Origin of the sequence: Luteibacter sp. ME-Dv--P-043b (genome assembly GCF_030209605.1) — a bacterium.
In the GTDB taxonomy this organism is placed as follows: domain Bacteria; phylum Pseudomonadota; class Gammaproteobacteria; order Xanthomonadales; family Rhodanobacteraceae; genus Luteibacter.
Window position 1 is genome coordinate 92,993 of the sequence record NZ_JARVRT010000026.1, and the last position, 22,839, is coordinate 115,831.

At 60.8% G+C, this 22,839-nt stretch carries 20 protein-coding genes and 1 pseudogene; 10 read left to right on the forward strand and 11 right to left on the reverse strand.

Translation table 11 applies throughout. From position 1 onward, the window contains the following. Positions 1–47 precede the first annotated feature (47 nt). On the forward strand, positions 48–653 hold the full coding sequence (locus QRN34_RS14500; RefSeq protein WP_285405451.1) for a hypothetical protein: 606 nt from the start codon (positions 48–50) through the stop codon (positions 651–653). A gap of 663 nt (positions 654–1,316) precedes the next feature. Here the strand turns inward: QRN34_RS14500 and QRN34_RS14505 are convergent. The 3 genes from QRN34_RS14505 to QRN34_RS14515 all read right to left on the reverse strand — a co-directional run bounded on the left by QRN34_RS14505 (position 1,317) and on the right by QRN34_RS14515 (position 3,008). Further along, positions 1,317–1,661, reverse strand: a complete 345-nt coding sequence (locus QRN34_RS14505; RefSeq protein ID WP_285405453.1) for a nucleotide pyrophosphohydrolase — start codon at positions 1,659–1,661, stop codon at positions 1,317–1,319. 250 nt (positions 1,662–1,911) lie between these two features. Next, positions 1,912–2,322, reverse strand: a complete 411-nt coding sequence (locus QRN34_RS14510; protein WP_285405455.1) for an antibiotic biosynthesis monooxygenase — start codon at positions 2,320–2,322, stop codon at positions 1,912–1,914. An 86-nt stretch (positions 2,323–2,408) separates the two neighbouring features. Further along, positions 2,409–3,008 (reverse strand): hypothetical protein, encoded by a 600-nt coding sequence (locus QRN34_RS14515; RefSeq protein WP_285405457.1) that lies wholly within the window; start codon positions 3,006–3,008, stop codon positions 2,409–2,411. A 24-nt stretch (positions 3,009–3,032) separates the two neighbouring features. Here QRN34_RS14515 and QRN34_RS14520 point away from each other — a divergent pair, with 24 nt between their 5' ends. The 4 genes from QRN34_RS14520 to QRN34_RS14535 all read left to right on the forward strand — a co-directional run bounded on the left by QRN34_RS14520 (position 3,033) and on the right by QRN34_RS14535 (position 5,911). Further along, positions 3,033–3,218 (forward strand): hypothetical protein, encoded by a 186-nt coding sequence (locus QRN34_RS14520; protein WP_285405459.1) that lies wholly within the window; start codon positions 3,033–3,035, stop codon positions 3,216–3,218. Next, positions 3,218–3,853, forward strand: coding sequence for an RHS repeat-associated core domain-containing protein (locus QRN34_RS14525; RefSeq protein ID WP_285405461.1), 636 nt, complete (start codon positions 3,218–3,220; stop codon positions 3,851–3,853). The genes QRN34_RS14520 and QRN34_RS14525 overlap by 1 nt, the downstream gene beginning before the upstream one ends. A 414-nt stretch (positions 3,854–4,267) precedes the next feature. Next, positions 4,268–4,897 carry a DUF416 family protein gene (locus tag QRN34_RS14530; RefSeq protein ID WP_285405463.1) on the forward strand — a complete coding sequence of 210 codons (630 nt, stop codon included), beginning with the start codon at positions 4,268–4,270 and terminating at the stop codon, positions 4,895–4,897. 771 nt (positions 4,898–5,668) lie between these two features. After that, complete coding sequence (locus tag QRN34_RS14535; RefSeq protein ID WP_285405465.1) at positions 5,669–5,911, forward strand: hypothetical protein; 243 nt, start codon at positions 5,669–5,671, stop codon at positions 5,909–5,911. A gap of 83 nt (positions 5,912–5,994) precedes the next feature. Here QRN34_RS14535 and QRN34_RS14540 read toward each other — a convergent pair whose 3' ends face one another. Continuing rightward, positions 5,995–6,612 (reverse strand): TetR/AcrR family transcriptional regulator, encoded by a 618-nt coding sequence (locus QRN34_RS14540; RefSeq protein WP_285405467.1) that lies wholly within the window; start codon positions 6,610–6,612, stop codon positions 5,995–5,997. Between the two features lie 86 nt (positions 6,613–6,698). On the opposite strand from QRN34_RS14540, the gene QRN34_RS14545 reads away from it, so the two are divergent. Beyond that, positions 6,699–7,931: an MFS transporter gene (locus QRN34_RS14545; protein WP_285405469.1), complete on the forward strand. Its 1,233-nt coding sequence runs from the start codon at positions 6,699–6,701 to the stop codon at positions 7,929–7,931. Positions 7,932–8,149: 218 nt separating this feature from the next. Here QRN34_RS14545 and QRN34_RS14550 read toward each other — a convergent pair whose 3' ends face one another. From QRN34_RS14550 to QRN34_RS14565, 4 genes are all read right to left on the reverse strand, one after another. Continuing rightward, entirely contained in the window at positions 8,150–10,729 is a 2,580-nt protein-coding gene (locus QRN34_RS14550) for a TonB-dependent receptor (RefSeq protein ID WP_285405470.1), read from the reverse strand. Positions 10,730–11,287: 558 nt separating this feature from the next. Continuing rightward, a complete protein-coding gene (locus tag QRN34_RS14555) occupies positions 11,288–11,698 on the reverse strand; it encodes an ester cyclase (RefSeq protein WP_285405472.1) in 411 nt (136 codons plus the stop codon). Between the two features lie 209 nt (positions 11,699–11,907). After that, on the reverse strand, positions 11,908–12,771 hold the full coding sequence (locus tag QRN34_RS14560) for a class I SAM-dependent methyltransferase (RefSeq protein WP_285405474.1): 864 nt from the start codon (positions 12,769–12,771) through the stop codon (positions 11,908–11,910). A gap of 22 nt (positions 12,772–12,793) precedes the next feature. Next, a complete protein-coding gene (locus QRN34_RS14565) occupies positions 12,794–13,966 on the reverse strand; it encodes a glycoside hydrolase family 30 beta sandwich domain-containing protein (RefSeq protein WP_285405501.1) in 1,173 nt (390 codons plus the stop codon). A gap of 377 nt (positions 13,967–14,343) precedes the next feature. Between QRN34_RS14565 and QRN34_RS14570 the strand changes: the two genes are divergently transcribed. Further along, entirely contained in the window at positions 14,344–14,931 is a 588-nt protein-coding gene (locus tag QRN34_RS14570; RefSeq protein ID WP_285405476.1) for a hypothetical protein, read from the forward strand. A gap of 584 nt (positions 14,932–15,515) precedes the next feature. After that, positions 15,516–15,821, forward strand: a complete 306-nt coding sequence (locus tag QRN34_RS14575) for a helix-turn-helix transcriptional regulator (protein ID WP_285405478.1) — start codon at positions 15,516–15,518, stop codon at positions 15,819–15,821. A gap of 90 nt (positions 15,822–15,911) precedes the next feature. On the opposite strand, the gene QRN34_RS14580 is transcribed toward QRN34_RS14575, so the two are convergent. Next, complete coding sequence (locus QRN34_RS14580) at positions 15,912–18,665, reverse strand: glycoside hydrolase family 3 C-terminal domain-containing protein (RefSeq protein WP_285405480.1); 2,754 nt, start codon at positions 18,663–18,665, stop codon at positions 15,912–15,914. A gap of 124 nt (positions 18,666–18,789) precedes the next feature. Between QRN34_RS14580 and QRN34_RS14585 the strand changes: the two genes are divergently transcribed. Beyond that, a complete protein-coding gene (locus tag QRN34_RS14585; protein ID WP_285405482.1) occupies positions 18,790–19,815 on the forward strand; it encodes a LysR family transcriptional regulator in 1,026 nt (341 codons plus the stop codon). A 14-nt stretch (positions 19,816–19,829) separates the two neighbouring features. Here the strand turns inward: QRN34_RS14585 and QRN34_RS14590 are convergent. Next, a pseudogene (locus tag QRN34_RS14590) lies at positions 19,830–20,297 on the reverse strand (fasciclin domain-containing protein); the annotation flags it as partial. A 342-nt stretch (positions 20,298–20,639) separates the two neighbouring features. On the opposite strand from QRN34_RS14590, the gene QRN34_RS14595 reads away from it, so the two are divergent. Continuing rightward, positions 20,640–21,902 carry an acetamidase/formamidase family protein gene (locus QRN34_RS14595; protein WP_285405484.1) on the forward strand — a complete coding sequence of 421 codons (1,263 nt, stop codon included), beginning with the start codon at positions 20,640–20,642 and terminating at the stop codon, positions 21,900–21,902. A gap of 40 nt (positions 21,903–21,942) precedes the next feature. On the opposite strand, the gene QRN34_RS14600 is transcribed toward QRN34_RS14595, so the two are convergent. After that, the gene (locus tag QRN34_RS14600; RefSeq protein ID WP_285405486.1) at positions 21,943–22,809 is read right to left on the reverse strand and encodes a glyoxalase; all 867 of its coding nucleotides are present in this window, start codon (positions 22,807–22,809) and stop codon (positions 21,943–21,945) included. Between the last annotated feature and the right edge of the window lie 30 nt (positions 22,810–22,839).

The following is a 22,839-nucleotide window of genomic DNA, read 5'->3' on the forward strand; positions in this document are numbered from 1 at the left end:
CAGGCCGGTGAGAACACGTTGCCTGGCCCGGTCACCCGGATCACTGCTTGTGGGTAAACTTGATCGCGATGACTTCAAGACTGCCTATGATACCGCCACGCCTTAGCCAGTGGACCTGCCTGCTGCTGGGATGGCCACTGTTATTCTCCGGCTCTGCGCTGGGTACCCAGGCATCCTCCTTTCACGATGTGTACGACCTCATCGACACCGTGGCTCACGACGGCCTAGCACCCGACGCATTGATAAAGCCTTTCGTCAGCCACGGCATCAATCTGGTGGCCTTTGAAGGGGTGCCGTGGTCCCGCGATACGACCGATGTCGTCTTGCTTGACGGCACGCACCTGCCCTCCATGAGCCACTGGCTAGGTAATGGAATTGTGCCGCCGAATTTCATGACCTTCGTGGACACCAACACCTGCGTCAGCGCATGGGCTCTGGCAGGTCACTACGGTCTCCACGACACACCGGTCTTCGTGACGGCGCCCACTCCGCCTGCAAATCCTTCGGTCCGACCGTCGGCTCATCCAAAATCGCTCCAGAGTATGAGTGGCCCCGTCGATAAGCTGGTCTTGAGGATCATGTATTGGACGCCGGACGATGCGCCCAGGTCCGACGCATGTGTGCATCAGCTCACGCTTGATGAGCCTAGATAAAGAGGTCGGATGATCCTCACTCATCTGCGGCGCCACTGAGGGTACGCGAGGCAGGGCGCGTTTTTAACCGATCAGCTTGAACGATTTACCCAGGTGGACAAAGCGCGGTGCGAACACGAAGCCCGGGATAGCGCCTGTTAGGCATAGCCATCCGGCATTTGTCGCCCGAAGGCCCCGAGCGGCTGGCACGGCAAGTCCGAGGGTCCGAGCGATGAGAGGAGCGAGCAGGACAATCGCGCACATGCCCAAAATTCCGACGAATGTCCCTGCGTAGCGGGTGCGGAGTGCCATCGATGCGTTAATCGGATCTGGCCTCGACATGCTCATAGGGGGCTCCCCTGCTGGATTGGGTTAATCATACGCCTGCCTCGGCGCAAGTTGCGCGAAGGAGCGCGCACGACTAGGCAACGGCCTACAGGACCGATCGCACAATCTTGCGAAACGAAGTTCGCCGCGCTGGCCGTCTTGACATAGCGTTGTTTTGTAGAGTGATCTTGCGTGATCGGCGTTGCGTCGTCAGGCCCTTGGATAGTGCCGTCGCGCCTCTCTTGTGCCAGAAGGCCATCCATCAGCCTTCGTGCTCCGCGGCGAGCGCGTTTCTACCTTCTTTCCGCTCGAAACTCTACCTGGATAAGCGAACTGTTCGGTTGCCAAAACAGATCCTTACGAAGAAGAGGTGGTCGTCTTATCTAGCTCGCTTGAAACATAACCAATGATCCCTCTGGTGTTGCTAACAAACTCGCTCTCTAAGTCAATGCCGCACTTGTTGGCGAGAACGATGATGGACCATAGGCAATCGGACAACTCGTGTCCCAGCTTCGCTTTGCAATCAGCAATGTTGCGGACACCTGCATTTGCTTGGATTAGTTTCGCTAGATCGCCGACATCTCCCATGAAACCAAGTGCAAGCTCCTGCGTGGTCCAGATGCGCCCATATCTCTTGACCTCAAGCTGTTCGTATAGGTCATTAAGATGTAGCGCAGACTCTTCAAGATCGCTGAATCTCATGCTGCCTCCCTTTAAATTCTTTCTATAGATTGTGGCGCGTCCACCGCCCGACGAATACAGATGGTTGCCTCGGAAGCCGGCTCATTACGACTCGTGACCCTCGCGTGGCCCTTCGCAACCTTCTGGCGCTGCACCGGTTGAAGAGAGGGCAGTTGTCGAGGCCGTCGCGTGTCTCAGACTATTCTGCCCCTAGGTTCGCACCGACATCATCGCTTTGGTCGCGCTCGGGCGGCGATTCCGTTTGGGCACGTCACCAGCTGCATGGAAATGTAGCTAAGGAGAGGGAATCGCGGCCTCTTCGGTGAAGCAGATCTGCAACCGGCACTAGGCGGATCTCGGGAAGATACTCCAGCACAGCAGCCTTCATTGCTGCCTGTGCAGCGGCATCGACGTCGCCAAGTGAGAAAGCGGCGTCGCGTGCTTCAGAGGTCGGCCACTGGGCATAGCTGTACCAAATCCCGTCATCTCCTCGGTGGAGCCTGGCGCCACATGAGCCGCGCTCAGATTCCAAGAGGCTGCTCACTTGGATCCAGGCCGATACGAATTCCTCCTCCGCGTGGGGGTGCAAGCGCCACCGATAAACGACAGCAAAGCCGACCTCATTACGAGCGGTCGAGTCTGCTGGGTTCTTTTCGACACGATCATTTGGCTCCGTGGTCATCGCTTCGTCCTGTTCTGTGGCTACGCGCGCTTCAGATCAACTGTATCAATTGCATCACCTTTATCGCCATAGGCATGGCGCATTCATCAAAACGCGGCGCTGCTCGACGGCACAAACCTCCCATCGATGTTCCATTCGGCAGGTAGCGGACTGGCGAACGCCTGTAGAGTCGGGGGGCGAACGACGGCCGTCGGTGCTTGACACAATTCACGCTCAATCTGCCGCGCGCTTTGCTTCGCCAATTCTTCCCCGGCGACCTCGGCGTACCATTCGTCTTGGTCCGTGTCCATCAGTGCTTGCACGTTGGGAACGGCTTGCTGCAAGTTGATGCGGCCTCGCGCCGGATGGGTGCGCTTTGCGATCGTTTGGTGTAAACGATGAGCCGCGCGGGCGTCGTCGGACGCCGACGGACGACCAGCGTCCATCATGCGGTGAATCAGCGAGTGATCGCCGGAGGTAAAGGCGTAGCGCGCATCCAAGCGAATGACACAATTCAGCCGAAGATATCCCACAGCAAGCCTACGCAAATGCCCCATGAGCTGACGCTGCCTTCGAAAAATCTTGCCGTGGTGTGCTCCATCGGGAGGCGACCAGTACATGTAGATGCCGCTGGATCCCTCTAGGACTTTGAACCGCAGAGCGCGCGCAAAGACAAACCACTGATTCCATGTGTTGCCGCTCATCATGAACCCGACCTCCTTGTTGATGTGATGACGCTAAAGCCAGGGGCCACTCGGTACGAGGCCATCCGGAGCGACACACGGGCCCAGGTCTATTCCGGCACAGCGTTGAGCTTCCTGCTGGGAACCACCCAAGAGCCCGCCGTGCTGAAGTACACCGCGCTGGTGCGGGCGTGCAACGACACCGGCTGCTCCGACTACGCGCAGGCTGACTGATGAAGACGAACATGATGCACACGATGGATGTCGGTAATGTCTCGGCCATGCCGACCAGCAGCAAGCGCCTGGCGAGAGTGGGGGCTGCCCGGAATGGGCGCACGAGCTGGCGCGTGCGGCTGGCTGTGGCGTGGCTGGTCTGGACGGCCTTATCGGTCTTTGCGGGGCTCGGCCACGCGGCCGAGACGGTGACTTACTACTACACCGACCAGCAAGGCACGGTACTGGCGACGGCCGATGCCGCCGGCAATGTCTTGAGTAATACCGATTACCGGCCGTATGGCGCGATTGCCCGCGGCACGCCGGCAGAAGGACCAGGGTATGTGGGGCATGTGGAAGACACGGACAGCGGTCTGGTCTACATGCAGGCCCGCTACTACGACCCAAGTGTGGGCCGTTTCCTCTCCGTTGACCCTGTTGCAACGAAGGCAGGCACGCCGGCGGAGTTCGGGCGCTTCACCTACACGGCGAACGACCCCATCGGAAAGGTGGATCCGGATGGAAAGCAGGACGAAGATGGCGACGAAATTGAAGCCGAAACCCGTGCTGCACTCGCGCGGCTGAACCCGCCTATCGGTTCCGAACACGGCTGCGGCAGGCTTCTCCAGGCCGCCACCGCCCTTGCCGCTTCCTGAGACATTCTCGGACCATATCGTCGCGCAAGAGCTTGGCCTTGAGCCGAAGCCCACCATCGGCGACGCGCAGCCTGCCGCCGAGCGCGCGAATGATCTTGCGCAGACGCTCAGTGCCCGCACGAGCACGGGGACGACGATTGCGGTAACTGACACGGTCGAGGGCGTACGGGTCATCTCGTTGAGTGAGGGGTATCTCAGAAAGACAACCCAACGCGCTTGAACCAGGCGAAGTCTACTGAAAAGGCGTTCCCGGAGTTCATGCTGAGGTAAATGGCATCAACGCGGCGAGAGGAATGGGGTTGACCCCCACTGGAACTGCGGCGAGTCGGCCGATTTGCGCATCGTGCGCGGGCACTTTGCAAGACGAGGGAGTGGAGGCACTATCTCCGCTCAAGCAACGGCGAAGATGTAAGCATGAGTGTGGACGCACAAATCGAGAGCCTCGTCGATGCACTCGAGGATCTGAACCACTTACACCAATTCGCCTTCGGTTTGTGCATTCTTGAACGGGCGGTACCGCTGTTTTTTGAGTTCGCTGCGGAGTCTGGACACCGTGGCTCCGGTGAGGTCCTCGCGGCCCTGGCCAGCTGCTGGCGCTATTTGGAGGCAGAGGTTGACTCGAAGCCTGGATTTGTATCGGTCAACGAATGTGAGAAGGTCGCCCCAGACTCGGAAGATTATGGAACTGTACACACGCCGGCTGCGATGGATGCGGTGGATATTGCTTGCAATCTCTTGGAGTTCATCCAGAAACCAGAAAAACGCTTGATTGAAGCGACAATCAACGCGCAGATAGACACCATTGATCTGTTTACGCAGCGGTTGGGATTTAGCGGTGGCATCAGTGAAGATCATCCGCTCATGAGCGGCGAATCTTCGTTGATGAGCGAGGAGATCGCACGAATGCAAGATGACCTGTCATTTCTTTCGGACGAAGCCAGCGACCGCCCTCTGCTCGCAGCGCAAGTGGCCCGACGAATTCTCGATTTAAACTATCGCGACCTCAGAATAATCAGAGCGCCCGCGGGGGTTGTTATGTCCTGATGACCATCATACTCATCTGATCGTTGACTGGTTCTTATCGTCGTGAACGTAGCAGTGCTGAGATTTCACGTCGATTTCAACGCTCGCGATGACGATGACGCCGTGAGGTTAAGTTGGAGCAACGACCGTCAAGCGATAGACGGCACCGTTGTACCTATGACTGAAGGGTTGCAGGCTTACATCACCGATCATGAAGTGGCGGCCATTGGTCGGATCACGCTCCGGGATGGGGTTTGGGTGGTGGTCGTAAACCAATGGTGGCGAAGGAGCCCACTCACCACATCAAGAAATATCGAGCCGTATTTGCTCAGGGAAGAGGGGTGGCCTGGCCGAAGGCGGGAACGTTCAACGCAACGCATTCCATCCCGGTGATCACAGCCGAAGCGTGGGCTCGTGAACACCTCGCGAGTAAGTGAGAAACGACACGCTGCCGGGTTCGGAAGAACTCGGTGGCCTCTGCGCGCGATACATCGCCGATGGCGATCCCGGCTTGCGTTGCTTACGGACGTGTTTGCCCGCCTCGGGTCAGCCGTGCGGTCGCACCAGATACAGGATCGCTTATAGATGATCGAGGTTGTCCCAATCCTGCGTATTGAAGCAGGCGAGGTAGTCGGTATATAGATCGGAAAGCGGGGCAGTCATGACCAAATTTCTACCGTTGGAATAAGCTGCAAGAAGCGATCATGGATTTAACTTTCGCACGACTTTGTTCTTTGACTGTCCTTGCCGAACACTCATGTACAAGTTCAGGCTTCAAGAAGGCGAATCGGTATGAGCCACAATGCTCTGAATGTGTTGCATCTGGTATTTACGATCGTCATGGCGGGATGTGGTATCGCCAGTTGGCGCATCTACTTCCGTTACCAGAAATCCTTTGGACCGAATGTTTCGGCGTTCGCCATGATGCAGCAACTTCGCAAAGCGAAGAACCCTGATGGGACGTGGTTCTTGGTCGAATCGGTGGTCGGAATCGCCGCTGGATTGGGTTTATTCGTTCTCCTCTTTATACGTTAAGAAATAACGCATGTGCACCTCAGTCAAGGTCATCGTGGTAACAGTCGAGAATGCCTCAACGGTAAAAATCCTGCGCGGCACGATCACCTGCTCGGCGAGACGGACGGAAAGCTGCGCAACACCAGATCGACCACCCCCTGCAACTGCTCGCGGCTAGCGCCGGCGGCAGCCTGTACAGCTATGCCATTCGACGTAGTCGTAACAAGCTTCGCCACCTGCTCAGGCAAAAGATCCGGCGGCAGATCGCCTTCATCCCTGGCTCGCTCGAAGCGAGCGCGCAGACGGACCTCAGCCGCGGCGAGGCGATCGATCAGGGACTGGCGAATCGGTAGCGCATCATCGCTGCATGCGAGTGCACCATTGATCACCATGCAGCCACGTGGCGTAGCTTCTCCCGTCAAGGTATGCGCATTACCGCGCAACAGATGCTCCACCACGCCGCGCGCCGTGGGTTCCTTGAGCGCCGCGTCGAGCAGGGGATCGTGGATGACGCCGTACCGTTCGAGCGCGAGCCGGAAAAGGTTTTCCTTGTTGCCGAACACGGCGTACATGCTGGGCCGGTTCATGCCCATGGCTTCGGTCAACTCGGGTAGCGAGCTACCTTCGTAGCCCTTCTGCCAGAACACCTTCATGGCGTTATCGAGGGCGGTATCCGCATCGAAGGTTCGCGGCCGTCCCGTTTTTCGAGTGGGATCTTTCATACCGATCGATAAAAAAATGATTGACAGAAGAGGTTGAGGTCTAGATTATTACCGATCAGTAAGAAATTCAACTTCCTAAGAATCCCATGAAGAATCATACCGATATGCCTCGTCCGGTGGGCGAGGCGCAGCCGCCCTCCGCTGTCCATCATTCCCCCTGGCCGGGCGTGATTTCGATCGCGATCGGCGCGTTTGCGTTGGTGACGACGGAATTCCTCCCTGTCGGCCTGCTACCGGCCATCGCCGCCGAACTGGGCGTGACGGAAGGCGTGGCCGGCATGATGGTCACGGGGCCGGGCCTGGTCGCGGCACTGGCAGCTGTCCTGGTGACCGTGGGCATTGGCAAGACCGACCGCCGCTACGTGCTGTGGGGTCTGACCGCCACGATGCTCGTGTCGAACCTGATTGTCGCGCTTTCGCATTCGTTCCCATGGGTGCTCGCCGGCCGCGCGCTGCTCGGCATCGGTGTGGGTGGGTTCTGGGCACTTGGACCGGCGCTGAGCACGCGACTTGCGCCAGGATCTGAGGCGAGGGCACTGTCGATCGTCTTCGCGGGCGTTTCCCTCGGAACGGTGGCTGGCGTTCCCGCCGGCGCGCTTCTTGGCGATCTGTTCGGGTGGCGTAGCGCCTTCCAGGCCGGCGGTGTGGTTGCCGTGCTGGTGCTGCTGACGCAAATGCGGTTGCTGCCCTCGCTACCGGCGAAGCAGAGCGTGACCTTCAACCATCTGCCTCAGCTACTGCGTGTGCCGAAAGCACGGCTGGGCATCTACATCACGGTGCTCGTCTTCACCGGCCAGTTCGCCGCGTACACGTACATCACGCCGTTCCTTGCCCAGGTAACCCTGCTCAACCCGAAGACCATCAGCACGCTGCTTCTGGTCTATGGCGCGGCTGGCCTGGCGGGCAACGTCATCGGCGGCAAGATCCTTTCCCGCAGCGTACGGGCGGGCCTGATCACCACCGGCGTTCTGCTGGGCGTGTCGATGCTGGGCCTGCCGTTACTGGGTTACGGCTTGCCTGGTGCGTCGCTGTCGATCGCGGTGTGGGGCGTGGCCTTCGGCATGATGCCGATGTCGGTACAGACCTGGATATTCCAGGCGGCTCCGGATGCCATGGAAAGCGGTGGCGCCGTGTTCGTCTCGACCGTGCAGATTGCACTGGCCAGTGGCGCGCTCATCGGCGGCGTGGCCGTCGATCACCTGGGTGTGTCGAGCGCCATGGTGGTTGGCGGCGTACTGGCGCTGCTCATGGCGGCGACAGCGGCACGCTGGGCACACGACGGTACCCAGCCTGTGGGCAAGCTGCAGGCGTCGCATTGACCGAGCCGCGTCTACGCTTGCGTGCAACCCGCTCAAGTCACGCATCAGTGCATCGATTTCGGCCGGTGACGGGCGTAGAGTCAAATGCCAAGCGGACCGCCAGCACGGAAGGCGTCACCAGGAAAACCATGCAATACATTTATCTAGAGGAGGGGGCGGCTGGTCGCCCCCTCCTTTTTTTTCTGAAAGCACGCGTGGCGCGCGCACTGAGCCTCGCTTCAGAATTGGGCCGACACCGTCAGCACGGCGGTGCGAGGGGCGCCGATGTAGTAATAGCCAGGCGTGGAGTCGTCGCCGAGCGTTGCCAGGTAACGCTTGTCGGTGAAGTTGGTGACGGCGAGGCTGAAGTCCATCGATTTCAGCCAGGAGCCCAAGGCGTACTTTCCGGCAAGATCCCAGTGGTAGCCGACGTTTGCATCGAAGACGGTGTAGGGATTCATCTTCTCGCTGTTATCCAGGGTGCCGTACCGATCACCTACGTACTTGGCGGAGAGTCCGGCGTGAAAGTTATCGTTGTGATAAGTCAGGCCCACGCCGAGCATGCGTCCCGGCTGGCCCGTGACCTTGTTGCCCTTTTCTGTGCCGTTGATACTTTGCAGGTAGGTGGAATGGTTGAGCGTCGCCGACACGTAAAGATCGAGCGCCTTGGGGACGATGCTCCAGTTGAGCAGTCCTTCAATGCCCTTGGATTCGATGCCGCCGACGTTGATGTAGGTCCCCTCGGTGCCCACGGTATAATTGATGCGGGTGTACTCGGACTCAGGCGTGATCTCGTTGATCTGATTGGCGAAGCGGACGTGGTAGAGGGCGATGCTGGCCTGCAACCTATCGGTCTGGTAGCGATAGCCGAGGTCGATGTTTGACGACGTTTCCGGCTTCACTGAGCGGATGTCGGTGCCGTCGTCGGCCGCCTGTACGACGCTGTCCGAGGGAGGTGCGTAGTTCTTGGTATAGCTGGCATAGACCTGCGAATGCGGATCGATGTGCCAGACGGCGCCGGCCGACGGCAGGATGTCGGAATTGAAATCCTTCTCGGCAAAACGGTTGCCAGCGATGAGGTCGTCGCCGGAGATGTTCACGAGGTACTTGCTCACGCCGAGGGACACGTCGATCGGACCCAGGGTCAGGTTGTCTTGAAGAAAGAGCTTGCGCGTATCCGTCTTCAGTTTGTCGTCGAACTGCAGGAAATAGGGCTTTCCCGCGTAACGCCATGAGGCCGCCGTATCGAGCACGGCGTACCACTTGCGTCCGGCCTGGCGGTCCTGGTCTTCCAGCCAGGTGCCGGCATACAGATGGTTGCCACCGATATCCCAATGGCCGTTCAGCAGGAACCCGTATCGGTTGTTCTTGTAGGTGCTCGCACGGAAGCTGTTGATCGGGTTTGAACCGGCGGGATAGCAACTGGCGTCGTAGGGATTGGCGCAACCTTTGGGCTGGGCCAGGGCGGTGCCATCCGGGGAACGATAATACGCGTCCACGAAGTCGGCGCCCTCGGCGGGATACCGATTTACCAGCCCGCCGTCCGCATCGCTCGCATAGAGCTGATAGGGAGGCATCCATCCGCCGTAGCCTTCCTGAAAATGGTAGTACGGATAGAAGCTGACATCTGCATCGTCATTGACCTGGTAGTCGAACTTGACGCCCGCTAGCCCATTCTTGCGCTTGGTGTTCCATGCATTGACGTATTGCTGATCGGTGTTGGGGTCTCCCGTCCAGCGGGTCGTCAAGAAGTCGTAATTCGGATCGTCGTTAAACTGCGCCTTGGTGACGCTGTTGTAGTTGTTTTCGTAACTGTTGTCCCACGACACACGCGAAGTGATCGTCAGGCGATCGGTGGCGTATGTGACCAGCTTGGCGTCCACGTGGTCGCGGCTGGTATGCCCATTGTCCGCCTTGCCATGCCCGATCCAGCGGTTGTTATGCGTGTTGGAGTAGCTGATGTAGCCATAGGTACTGCCGCCGAACAGAGCGCCCGTGTCATAGCGCGCGAACGTGCGCTTCGCATTCCACTGACCGATCGACTCATCGACCCGTACGCCGGCTACCTTGGCGGGGTCGTTGGACACGTAACTCAGGGTGCCTCCCAGCGCCTGCAGGGATGGCGAGCCGATGTCGGCCGTGCCTTGCGACACGCTTGCCGCGCCCAGATTCTCGCTGTCCAGGAAGCGGTTCGGCTTCGAGCCACCGCCATAGCCGGCGGATCCGTTCGGCAGGCCGTCGATGGTGAAGCCCAACTGGTCCTGGGTAAAACCGCGCAACGTGATACCCGTGGAGTAGTCGTCGCTGTCGAACACGCCGCCCTGGGTAATGTTTACGCCAGGTGCCATGTTGACCGCGTCGGTGACGCTGCTGAGCGGTGGCTCGAACTTCAGGACATCCTTCGGGATCTGGGTGTTGGTGAAACCTACGGCCTTGCCCGTGACCTGGACGGTGTCCAACTGGCTGGCCTTCGGTCCTTCGTGGTCGTTCGCCGGCTTCGGCGGGGCGGCATCGCCGTGATCTTCCTGCGACACCTGCGGTGTGACGTCGCTGCTCGACGGCTCGGTAGCCATGGCGAGCGTCGGCGTGGTCGTGGCGAGCAAAAGGAGACCGATGTGTCCTCGATGGATGAATTTCATGCGTGAGGCCTTTGGTATGTCTAAACGACCGGTGCGATCGGCCTGAAACAAGTGATGGACGGGCGTCGGCCGCTCGGACGAGGGGCCGCGGCGCGAACTATGACGGCCCGATGTGTCAATTCGTGGACATTGGGCAAGTTGGGTAGTCAAGCGGGGCCGCGGCGTCATGGGCATGCGCATGGCATGGACTCGCGCCGTGAAAAGTGCCTTGCGGATCTGTCGTGCTCCAGGCCAGCGGACACATCCGTCCGCCATGCGGCCGGCTCGGTCCACAACGGGCGGTCAAGAGGTGTTCGGAACGTCGGGTCTGCCGACAGATCGATGCGGCACGCGCCGCGTTCGACGAACGTGTCGCCGAAGAGGTCCTATCAAGGGAGCAGGCAGACGCGGCCGCCGCCATCGAACGTGAGGCGAGGGCGGAAGAGGGTGACTTCGCTTTTGACCGTTATGCGGAAGCGAATGCGCACGGCCAGCGCATCGGACCGAGGACATCCACGAGACCCCGACCGGCATCCTCACCCAACTCGCAGTGGATGTCGTGGGCATCGAGGGACCCGTGCACACCGATGAGGTCATTTCTCGCATCCGCGACGCATGGGGTGCCAAGCGCGCTGGCAGCCGCATTCAGGAAGCGGTGGAAAAAATATTGATGTGGCGGTACGCCAGAACTACGTGATGCAGGATGGTGTGTGGCTCACCCTGCCCGGTGTACCGATGGACGACGGCACCGCCTGTTATTTAGTGGCCTGGATTCCTTATATCCGCATGTAGCTGAGCCTCAATGGCGTCCTTGTCAATGACGGACCAGACCTCACGGATCCTTCCGTTCTCGAAGGCGTAGATGACGTTCTCCGCGAAGGCGACGCGCTTCCCATGGATGGGTAGGCCAAGAAAGTCGCCGATGGGCGTGCAGTCAAATGCCAGTCGGGCTGCCAGCATGGGAGGCCCGGCGACGCGCAATTCGGACACGAATTGCAGGTCGGGAATGTCCCTGAAATTCTCCTCCAGCATCCGTCTATAGCCAGCCAATCCCAAGGGGCGGCCGTTGTGAACGACGTCAGGGGCCACGAATTGAGCGAGGTTGTCCCAATCCTGCGTATTGAGGCAGGCGAGGTAGTCGGTATATAGCTCGGAAAGCGGGGCAGTCATGACCAAATCCTTCGATGGTTCGCATGCTGCAGACGGTATCATTGGCCGGATACCCTTGCTGTGAACCGGGCTGCTTCCGTCTTCATGGCAACAAGCCGCGTTGGTTTTCTCCAGGTCCTCGGGACACTGACGTTTATCGATCGATCACTTGCTTACGGACGTCGCGTTGGCCGGTGTCGTAGCGTCGGCCGTCGAAGGGAGAGAGGGTCCTAAGCGTGGCCGGACCGCGCCGTGATGCCCACCGCCGGCGCCCAGCTGTAGTCATGGATATGCTCGACGACAATGTCCGTAAAGCCGCACGATGTCAGCTCATCTACCCAGGCGCCTGCTGTTTGCTCCCAGTTCGATGGTGTAGCGGCACTGAGCTGCCCCAAGAGCATCGGCCCGAGAAAACCGGCGGCTACAAGGGCGGCGTCTTCTCCGCATTCCTGGGCGGCCTGTTCGTAGCGGTGCGCCAGTGATCGGTAGAGTGCTTCACTCCGTGCCTCATGCACAGGAAGGTCGAACTCGACAACCACCAACACGTCGACGTGGTTCGCCAGTCGCCGCAGCGCGTCTTTGCGGACATCCGGGGAAACCGACTGCAGGGCAAACGTGGACTGCGCCATGTCCCACCGGTCATCGTCTGACAGGTCTTCCGCGAATGCTTCAAAGCCCACCGCATGCGTCCCGTGCAGCTCAACGCGTTTGGAAAGACTGCGAAGTAGCTCGGCATTGGGTTCTACGACATCAATGACTTTCGGTGCGTTGGTCGTCTGTGCGAGGGCAGGGATGAGTGCCAACCCGTCGCCGACCCCGATATCCAGGAGCGAGACGGGGCCGTGGCGATCGTAGGCCCGGGCGAGAAAGCAACTCACAGCTTTGTACAGCGCAACATTGCCGCCGCTTCGAATGAATGCTTCAAATGCCTTGGCGTGGTCGTAGGCGCCCGTCGGCGCGTCCGAAGCTAGAAGAGTAAGCAGGGCACGGGCCATGTGCAGCCCGTGCGCGTCTTTGAGCAATGTGGAAGCTTCGGTGCGGCGACCAAGGGCAAGTGCATGGAGCGCCGCCCCCAAGGTTTCTTCGCTTGACATGGCTGGTTGGCCTTTCGGCTTCTCAGTCCTGCACAAACGTCGTAACACTCTGCGGTTCGACATAAAACGAAGCCTGCCCGCCACTTAGAGCGTACTTGCCACCATACCCCACGTTGACGCTCGACGACGTCGAATACTTGACGAAATCACCATTCCTGTCGTCTTTAACGTCGACCTTCAACTGGCGTTGATGCGTTCCCGTATTCACCGCGATCAACACGATCTTCCCATCCGCCGACTTGTAAGCGCTGGTAACGATGTCGGCATAGGGTTGAGCGGTAGCACCAATGCGTACGGCACCGGGACGAACGAAGCGAGCGTACTGGGCCATCACATAGCCGCGCTTGCTGACCATGCCATTCTCACTAATCAAACCGTAGCTTCTCCGTATGTACCACCAGATATAACCGCTGTAATTGGACAGCATGCTTTCGTGTAACTCGGTGGCCACATCCAGCGCGTCCGGCCAGGCGTTACCGTCGATATTGTCGACGTAATGCTCGGTCATCCAGAGCTGTTTTCCCTTGCTTCGCGCAAGCGGATACTCCTTCGGATGCGTGCCATACAAATGCCCGCCAATGATGGAAACATAGCGACCCGCCGTCGCGCTGTTGAGCAGCGGGTCGGTGATCGTGGTGTTGAAACCCAACGATTCACCAGCCACCAGCTTCAGTTTGCTGAAGTTGGAACCCTGATCATTGAGGAAGTTGACGAAGTCATCGCCGTTCCAGTCGGCTGATTCATAATCGGGATGCCAGTCCGGCTCGTTCTGCAGGGAGATGGCGTAAAGCGGTGCTCCCTGGGTGGACATGTAGTTCGAAAAATCCAACAAGTGCTTGGTATAAGCCGCGTAGTACTGCTTCAGCAGCTTGCCCCCGTTCCCGAGACTGTTGTTCGACTTCATATAAGCCGGTGGGGACCAGGGCGTCGCCAGCAGCTTCGCACCAAGCGCGTGAGCACGCACGGCGGACGGCACCTGCTGGTTCCAGTCAGCGTTGGATGGGGCGATACGCATGCGCATGATCGACAGCCCAATCTGGCCAGCACCGCTGCCGTAAGCCAGATCGACCTGCGCCGGACTGAGATCCGATATCCATCCCGCCCCGTTCATGCCGCCGAACCCGTCGATGGTCTGGTAGGTCTGGCTCGGTTCGATGGTGACGTTCTGGGCCCGGACGGGTGCGATGGAAAGCATGGCAGCGGCTATGGCCGCTAGCGTACCCGCCAGTTTGGGTAGCGTCATATTCATCTCCGTTGGCGTGTTGCACGCTTAAAAATAGGGTTCGGCGTGAAGCTACACGGTCGCCATGACGTGTACAACCGCGTTTCACGCATTGTGCGACGCGTGACTCAGATGGATCGCGTTCTTCCAAACGTTGTTGGCCGTGCACAAGCGTCAACGCGTGATTTCGCAATATTTCGCTACCTCACGCCTTGCGTGAGGTAGCACGGCGGTAGTCTGGCTATGCTCCGGCCACGTAGAAGCAGCTGAAAGGATGCTTTGGACTGCGCATTCAAGAACAGTCCGTCGAGACGCTTCCACGTGGGCACCTTTCCATGAAGCGATCACGTATGTATCCGCTCGACTTCGAATCGTTACCTGGACAAGAAGCGCATGTGCTGGCTTCGCTGTGTGGGTTCGGCGAGTCGTCGGATATCGGCGTCGCTGATAAGGTCTTCGAAAGCTTATCGAGAAAGGGCCTGGTTGCCGGCTATGGCTATGGTGTATGGATACCTACGCAGCTCGGCAGAACGATCGTTCAACAAGCGAAGGCACATCACGGTACGGGCAATTGGCCTGATTTCCTGCGATTCATGTCGGGTGGGCTTCAATCCGGAGGCCTTCAACGGGGCCATGACGCAAAGGGTAGTGAGGGCCACACCCCGGCGCGTGATCTTGACGAGTGGCAAGATCGAATTCAAACCAACCGCCTTCGTAACTTCATGTCCATTCTCAATGAGCTGGGCGATAGAGATCTTCAGCTGCTTTTCCAAAAGCCAGGATTCTTGAGCCTGCCGCGAGAAGCCGTCATCAACGCCTTGGCTGGGGGTGGTCTATCGGACGCCCAGGCTCGCGAAATTGAGTGGGCTGCCAATCGTCCTCGTGGATGGCTGGACGGCGACCATGTCCTGGCTCAATGGATGGCAAGGGACGAATAGGCAATATCGGTTCTACCGCCAGGGCCACGTCCCGGCCTCACCTTGAAAGTATGTATGGAAAGACTCGATAACCTGATCAGGTTCCGTCGAGCCCATCCCCTGCCTGTGGTGCCACCGACCCACGGCGCCCACGTTCCCTGGCGTCAGTACCGCCAAAAATTGAAAGATTGAATATCGCCGAGGGGCGAGTAAAGAATCGTTGCGAAACGGCCATGGAAGAAACGAGGGGGACGAGTGCATGGAGCCGTATCGAATTCTTGCCAGGCCTAACCCTACCGTGCTGGAAGTGAGCTGGAGTGACCGGAACCTCGGGGTCGCTGTCCTCCGGTATGCACAGGCCTTCGCACTGGTAGAGACGCCGGAAGTCGAGCGTCTAGGTGTCGGGACCCTGGTGAGCGCAACGCTCGCCGCTCGCGGGCGAATGGTCGCGATGGTTCTGCCTGCCTCACGGCCGATTCGGGTCACGGTCGAGGCCGTCGGCATGACCCGAGCGGAGACTGACGAACTTATCCGTATCTTGCAATGCTGTGGCCAATCGCTGCAGTGCGCCAATCGTAAGAGCTGACAGGCGGAAGAACAGCCTGATGGGCGTGAAGCACCTACAAACAACGCTGCCCCGCGCCCGGAGGGCACAGAAATCGCTATACCGTCCGGAAAACAAGGCACTGAGTGCGAGTTTTCGGCAAATTCGCCTGGCAACCGGCTTGTCACAGCAGGAATTCGGTAGCCTGCTCGGGCGCAATCAATCCTTCGTTTCGGCGGTCGAGACCGGTGCGATCCGATTGGACGCCTTGCAGATTCGTGACTGGTGCGATGCCGCTGACGTCGGCATGTCTGCATGGCTGCAATTGTTTGAGACCTTGCTTTTTCGACAGGCCGGAGACGAGTGATCAATGGAGTGAAGGCATCTGCCTCCCGATGAAAAGACAACGCCCGCATGTGCGGGCGTTGCTCCAAGCAGTCCCTATCGAGGGGGCGTCTTAGTTCGCAAACCCCGGATCAAAGATAGGCAAGCTATCCCGTTCCGTAAGCACTACCGGTTTCTGGAAGTTGTAACTCGCGTGCAACGTCAGGTCAGCCGACGAGGCGCCGACGGTGATGTCGTAACGCCCCGCATCCACCCTCCACCGCGCATTCCGGGTCACGTAATACGCAAAGGCGCGCTGCGGAAGATGAACCACGTAATGCTGCGTGGCACCCGCCTTGATCACCTTCTTGTCGAAACCCTTCAGTTCGCGCACCGGCCGATCCACGGAAGGATTCGTGGCGCCTACGTACACCTGCGCAGCCTCGGCGCCGTCCACCTTGCCGGTGTTCGCTACATCGAAGGCCACATCGACGGAAGGCTGCCCGTCGACGTAACCGTCGGAAACGGTCAGGTTGCCGTACTTGAAGGTGGTATACGACAGGCCGAAGCCGAACGGATACGACGGTTCGACACCGATCCGGTCGTAGCCGCGGTAGCCGAAGTAGGGGCCTTCGTCATACCCGAGTTCATAGGTGCCCGCCACCTCGTGGTGGTTGATGGGCATGGGAAAGTTCTCGGCGGCGATGTTGTCGGCCACGTCCTTGTCGATCGTCAAGGGCAGCTTGCCGGACGGATTGATGGTGCCCAGCAGGATATCGGCGAGCGCCGTGCCGCCGTTCTGGCCCGGATACCACGCAAAGAGCAGGGAGGCCACCTTCGACTTGAACGGCCGGAGGTCCACGGCGGAGCTGGAATAGATGACCGCGGTGGTTTTCGCGTTCACGTCGGCGACGTTGGCGATGAGATCGCCCTGGAAGTCCGGCAGGGCGAACTCATGGTCGATACCTTCGCCCTCATACTCGCTGCCAAGACCTGCCGACACGATGACGGCGTCGTAATCCTTCAGCGAAGCATCGGGGGCCAACGACGCAAACGAGAAGTGCGCGCCCTTGATGCCGCCCAGGAACGAGACCCAGGTCGGCTCATTGGTGTATGTGACGGTGATGTCGTAGCGCTGGCCGGCTTCCAGTCGCACCTTGGCCGAGGCGGGTACCGGGAAGCCGATGGCGCCCGAGCCCGTGGCCAGCGTGCTGTTGGTGCGCACCACCAGCTTGCCGTCGATCACCACCTGCATCTGGCCATTGCCATGGACCTTGAACACGTAGTCGCCGGTGACTTTCGGCGTCAGGTGGTTTGTCCATACCGCCGAGCCGCAGCTGCCGGTGCCCGTGGCGCACGCCGGTTCGTCGCTTGCCGCCCAGTCGAAGTCGATATGGCTATCCGTGCGCATGACTTCGGGGCTGCCCTGCCAGTTGGGCGTAGTGAAGTAATAACTCTGCCACGGCTCGTCCAGTGCGGCGGTCGCCGGATCGAGGGAGTTCGTCGTGATGTAATCGATCTTCGTGCCCGCGGGAAGCGCCGCCTTGAGGCCGGCCAGCTCGGACACGTAATGCGCATACGGCGCCCAGCCGCTGCCGACGGGGCGGGCCGGAGGGCCATCGACGAAGCTGCCGAGCACGGCGACGGATCGGACGGTGGTGCCAAGGGGCAAGTTCCCCTGCCTGTTCTTCAGGAGCACCATGCCGTCTGCCGCCGCCTGCGTGGCAAGCGCTTCGCCCTCCGGGCGGGGGGCCACGGTGCGTGTGGCGGGAGAGCCCACGTTCGGGCCCATCTTGTAATAGAGCAGCTGGCGGATGACCTCGGTCACGCGCTGGTCGAGGTCCGCTTCGGTAAGGGTGCCGGCGTCGATCGCGGCACGGATGGCGCTCTCCGTGTAGGCGGCGCCGCCTGACGAGTCGATGGCGATGCCCGCCTTCATGGCCTTGCCCACGTCGTGGATGGCGCCCCAGTCGGACTGCAGGAAGCCGTCGAAGCCCCATTTACCGACGATGAGGTCGTGATCGATGGCGCCGTTCTCGCAGCTGTAGATGCCGTTGACCGACGTGAAGCCGCACATGATGGCGCTGGGTCGCGCAAGCTTGACCACGGCTTCGAAAGGCAAGAGGTACATCTCGTGCAACGTACGCTCGTCGATCGTCTCGTTGATATTGGTGCGGTTGGATTCCTGGTCGTTGGCGACGATGTGTTTCAGTTCCGCCATGACGCCCGCCGATTGCTGGCCTTGTACATAGGACGTGCCCAGCACCGCGCCCAGGATCGGGTCTTCGCCGCTGAGGTATTCGGCCTCGCGCCCACCGTAGGGCGTGCGATACATGTTGAGCCCCGGGCCGTTGACCAGCTGGACGCCGCCCATCTTCGCGTCGAGCGCGAGCTGCCGTCCGCGTTCGGCCGCCATGGCGGGATCCCAGGTCGCGGCGAGCGAGGCGGCCGACGGGTACACGATGGAGGGTGTCGCTGTCGCGGCGACGGCGTCGGTACCTTCCGCCGTCGTAAGGGCCGGGAGGTTGAATTGGGGTTGGGCGCCGAAATGGTCGCTGCCGAGGTAGGCCACTTTCTGGGCAAAGCTGAGGTTTGCCACCATGCGGCGGGCGAGCTGGTTGGCCTGCTGCTCTTCCGCGTCTGTCATGCGGTAGATGGACGTGCCTTCCGGTGCCTGCCAGGGGTCTTGCGGCACCTTCGCCTGCCTGGTGGCCTTGGCGAACGGATGCGTTGACGATGCGTGGGTCTTGAACGCCATCCGGCCCTGGAGGAGGGCGGCATCCTGGGCGGAAGCGCTCGTGCAGGTCAGGAGCACGGCGAGGGCGAGCGCGCTGAGCGGCAGGCGGCACGAGTGGGCGCGTGCCACAGGGGAGGGGATTAAACGCATGGGGATTCTCGTTGGATGGGTCTGGCTTGGGCTGGCATGGCTTGCATCGCATCGAGGAGCCCCTGTTCTCCATCGATCCGCAAGGAATCGTCGCAGACATGCGCTAAATTGAGAAATTCGTTGTTTGGATATCAACTATCCACGGCGCGCCAGCGATAGCGGCGGCGCCGACTTTCAAGAGGTTGCACCCATGCGTTACGACGGACTCGACCTGAACCTGCTGGTCGCGCTGGATGCGCTGTTGACGGAGCGTAGTGTCTCGGGAGCGGCCGCACGCCTGCATCGAAGCCAACCCGCCACCAGCGCGGCCCTGAACAGGCTCAGGGACTATTTCAACGATGAGCTGCTGGTGGTCGAAGGCAGACGGATGCGCCCGACGTTGCGCGGGGAGCAACTGGTCGAGCCCGTCAGGCACATCCTTGCCCAGATCGAATCGACGGTGGTATCGCCACCCGTGTTCGATCCGGCCACGTGCATGCGCCGATTCACCATCGAGGCATCGGATTATGTGAGCGAGGTCTTGTTGGCCGATGTTTTCGATGACGTGATGTCCCGTGCCCCTGGCGTGACGCTTCATGTCATGGCACGCGCGGACGGCGTGTCCACCGAACCGTCGCTGGCCGATCTTGTCATCGCGCCGGACGTTTTTCCCGCACCCGGACAGACGGCGGCACGGCTGTTCTCTGATGACTTCGTCGTGGTGGGATGGAAGGATAATCCCGCCATGCAAACGCGGATGACGCAGGAGTCGTTCCTGGAACTGGATCATGTCGCGGTGGCTTTCGGGCGCTCCCGCTACGTTTCGTTCCCCGATGCCGCCCTCGCATCGCTCGCTGCAGCACGCCGGATCGTCCTGTTCGTACCGCGGTTCACCGGCGTTTGCAGCTTTATCGCCGGATCGCAGCGGGTCGCGGTGATGCACCGCCATCTGGCGCACAAGATGGCCGAACTCTGGCCGTTGAGCCTCGCGGAGGTGCCGTTCCGGATACCTGCTTTTCGGGAAGTGATCCTGCATCGCCCGGATCGTGAGGGGGACGAAGGACTGATGTGGCTACGTAGCGTGATCTTGCGCCACGCGTCGCGGCTTCCGCAGCCGAACAGGAAAGGGGCGACTCGTCGCCGCCCCGGTGAACTGTCAGCAGATGTCTGATGCGGTGCCTGCCATTACGGCATCAGCACCTTATCCACCACGTGGATCACGCCGTTGGACTGCAGCACATCGCCGATGGTGACATGGGCCACACCGCCCTTCGCATCGGTCACCGTAAGCGCGTTACCCGCCTGCATCACCGTCAGCGGCTCGCCCTCGACGGACGTGAGCGAGGCCTTCCCGCCGCCCTTTGCCACCAGCGCCATCAGGTCCTTGGCGGTGTAGCGACCGGAGACCACATGGTAGGTAAGGATCTTGGTCAGGGTGGCCTTGTTTTCCGGCTTGACCAGGGTGTCTACCGTGCCCTTCGGCAGGGCGTCGAATGCTTCATTGGTCGGTGCGAACACCGTGAACGGGCCCGGGCCGGACAGCGTATCGACCAGGCCGGCGGCCTTCACCGCAGCTACGAGCGTGGTGTGGTCCTTGGAGTTCACCGCGTTCTGCACGATGTTCTTGCTCGGATACATCGCCGCGCCGCCAACCATCACGGTCTGATCCTTGCTCATGGCGTTCTGGGCGAAGCCCGGTGCCGAGACGGCCAGGCCGAGGGCCAGGGTCAGTGCAGCTATCGATGCGGTCTTCATGCGATTCGTCTTCATGGCAGATTCTCCGTCGGCCCGTCATTGGGTCGTTAGTGATACGCGGGGAACGGAAGCACGGATGCACGCCGAAGTGTGACGGCGCCTTCACGGCGGTCACTGGCCCATTCGCCACATGCCTTGCGCCGAGGGGCACTGCTAGGGTGCCGGCATTACCAGCGTCGAAGGCTAGCCATGTCGTCTCGTCTTGCCTTGCTCGGCTTTTGCCTCTGCCTCCCGCTTGCCGTGGGCGCTTCCGAACCGACTAAAGAGGCCTGGCTGGTAAAGACGGACCTATGGGGTAACACGTCTTATCAGACCCTGACGTTCGCACAGGAGGGCCAAACCCTGACCGGCGTATTCGACGGCGACAAACTCGTCGGAACCCGGCGCGGTGACGCGTTGGATGTCACCGTTACCGATGCGAGCAACGCGATCCACCATCTCAAGGCCACGATCACAGGCGCGGCTATGACCGGTGTGGTCGATGACCCCGACACCAACAGCCCCGGCAAACGCGTGAGTCACCCGTTCATCGGACATCGGCTGCCGCAGCGTCCGGATGGGCCGCCCAGGGTGTACTCATTCACACCCAGGGATTATTCGAACGAGTTCTCTGCGACACGCGCGCCCGTGCTCACCGTATGGCCGGGCGATGGCATCCGCACCCAAACGATCGACTCCGGTGGCGTCGACCGGTACGGCAGAACGGTGGCCTTGTTCGGCAATCCCCAGGTCGGTCCGTTCTACGTGGTCGGCGCCGAGCCCGGCGATACGCTGGCCGTGCACATACGGCAGCTGCGATTGAACAGGGACTATGCCGACAGCCTGGACAGCATCGTGGGCCCGGCGCTCGGCCGATCGGTCGCCGCGGAGGCGCAAGCGCTGGGCAAGCCGGTGCGGTGGAAGCTGGATCGTGAGAAGGGCCTGGCCTCTCCAATGAATCCCACGCCGGCGCTCTCGCACTACAGCGTACCCGTAAGGCCCATGCTGGGTGGGATGGCGGTGGCGCCCGGTTTTGGCTCTCCGGCGATGTCGACGGGCGATACGGGTCGCTCCGGCGGCAACATGGACTTCAACCAGGTGGTCGAGGGCAACACCGTCTACCTGCCTGTGTACCAGCCCGGCGCATTGCTGTACTTCGGCGATGCCCATGCGCTCCAGGGCGACGGTGAGACATCCCAGTATGCCCTGGAAACGTCCATGGACGTGGAGGTCTCGGTCGATGTGATTAAAGGCAAGACCGTACCGATGCCGCGCGTGGAATCGCCCACGCAGCTCATGGTGCTGGGGCAGGCCGGATCCGTCGACGAGGCGACGCGCGCGGCCACGACCGGCCTGATCAAGTGGCTGGCCCAGGACTACGGCCTGACGCTGTCCGAGGCGGCCCAGGTGCTGGGCAGCTCGGTGCATTATTCGGTCGCCAATCTGGCGGGGCGCAGCGTCGGTGTGGCGGCCAGCCTCGACAAGGCGTTGCTGGCAAATCTACAGAAGCGCGCCGGCAAGTAGGCCGGTCGGCTGGCCCAGGCCGCTCGCTCTATCCAGCGGCTCACTGTCCCGCGGTATGCACCTCAGCCACATACCCACCGGGAAACTGGATCATCGCCGCCCGGCGCTTGCCTTCCGCATGCGCATCCACCACGACCTTGGCCCCTGAGTCCCGCGCCCGCTGCAGCGTGGCATCCAGGTCGCCGACCTCATACCCCGTCATCTCCGTCCCATACGGCCAGGCGAGTTGCCCGTTGGTGACCAGCACGGCAGCTTTGCCAAACCGCGACGACAACCGCACGCGACGGTACGTGCCGTCCTTCTGCCCGACCTCGCTCCCCGGTGCCGTCTCGTCGGCGTCGACCTTGCCGTGCGCGAACGCCACGAAGGCCTTGATGAAGGCGTCCGCACTCTGCGGTGGCAGGTAGATACGATTCTCCGGAACATGCTCCAGCGCCGGGTAGTTCGGTTTGTTCGTGTGCCAGTACAACTGCATGTTGACGCCGCCGGGCCAGGTAACCACCGCGTCCCGTCCGATCGGATCGTCGAAGGGTGCGACGAGGGTGGCCGCGCCGTGTGCGTTGGCCGCCGACACGGCTTTGTCGACATCGGTGACCAGGTACCCCGTGCGCTCCTGCCCGAACGGGTAGGGCACCGGCGTGCGGAAGCCGAACACGGAGATCGAACCGACCGGGGTCTGCACCAGCTGGGTCGAGGTGCTCGACGCGGTTGGGGTCACCGTAGCGATGCCTTGCCGGGTCGACTTGCCGCCGAAGGTGGTCGCGAAGCTTTGCACGAATGCATCGACATCCGCCGGGGCCACATAGACATGGGTGGTGTCGTACTGCGGGCCGACGGAGACATCCTCCGTTGCGAACGCTGAAGGCGCCGCGAGGGCCAGGCCGAGGATCAGGGTGAGCTTGCGCATGAAGAATCCTTGGTCATGATGGGGAAGGGT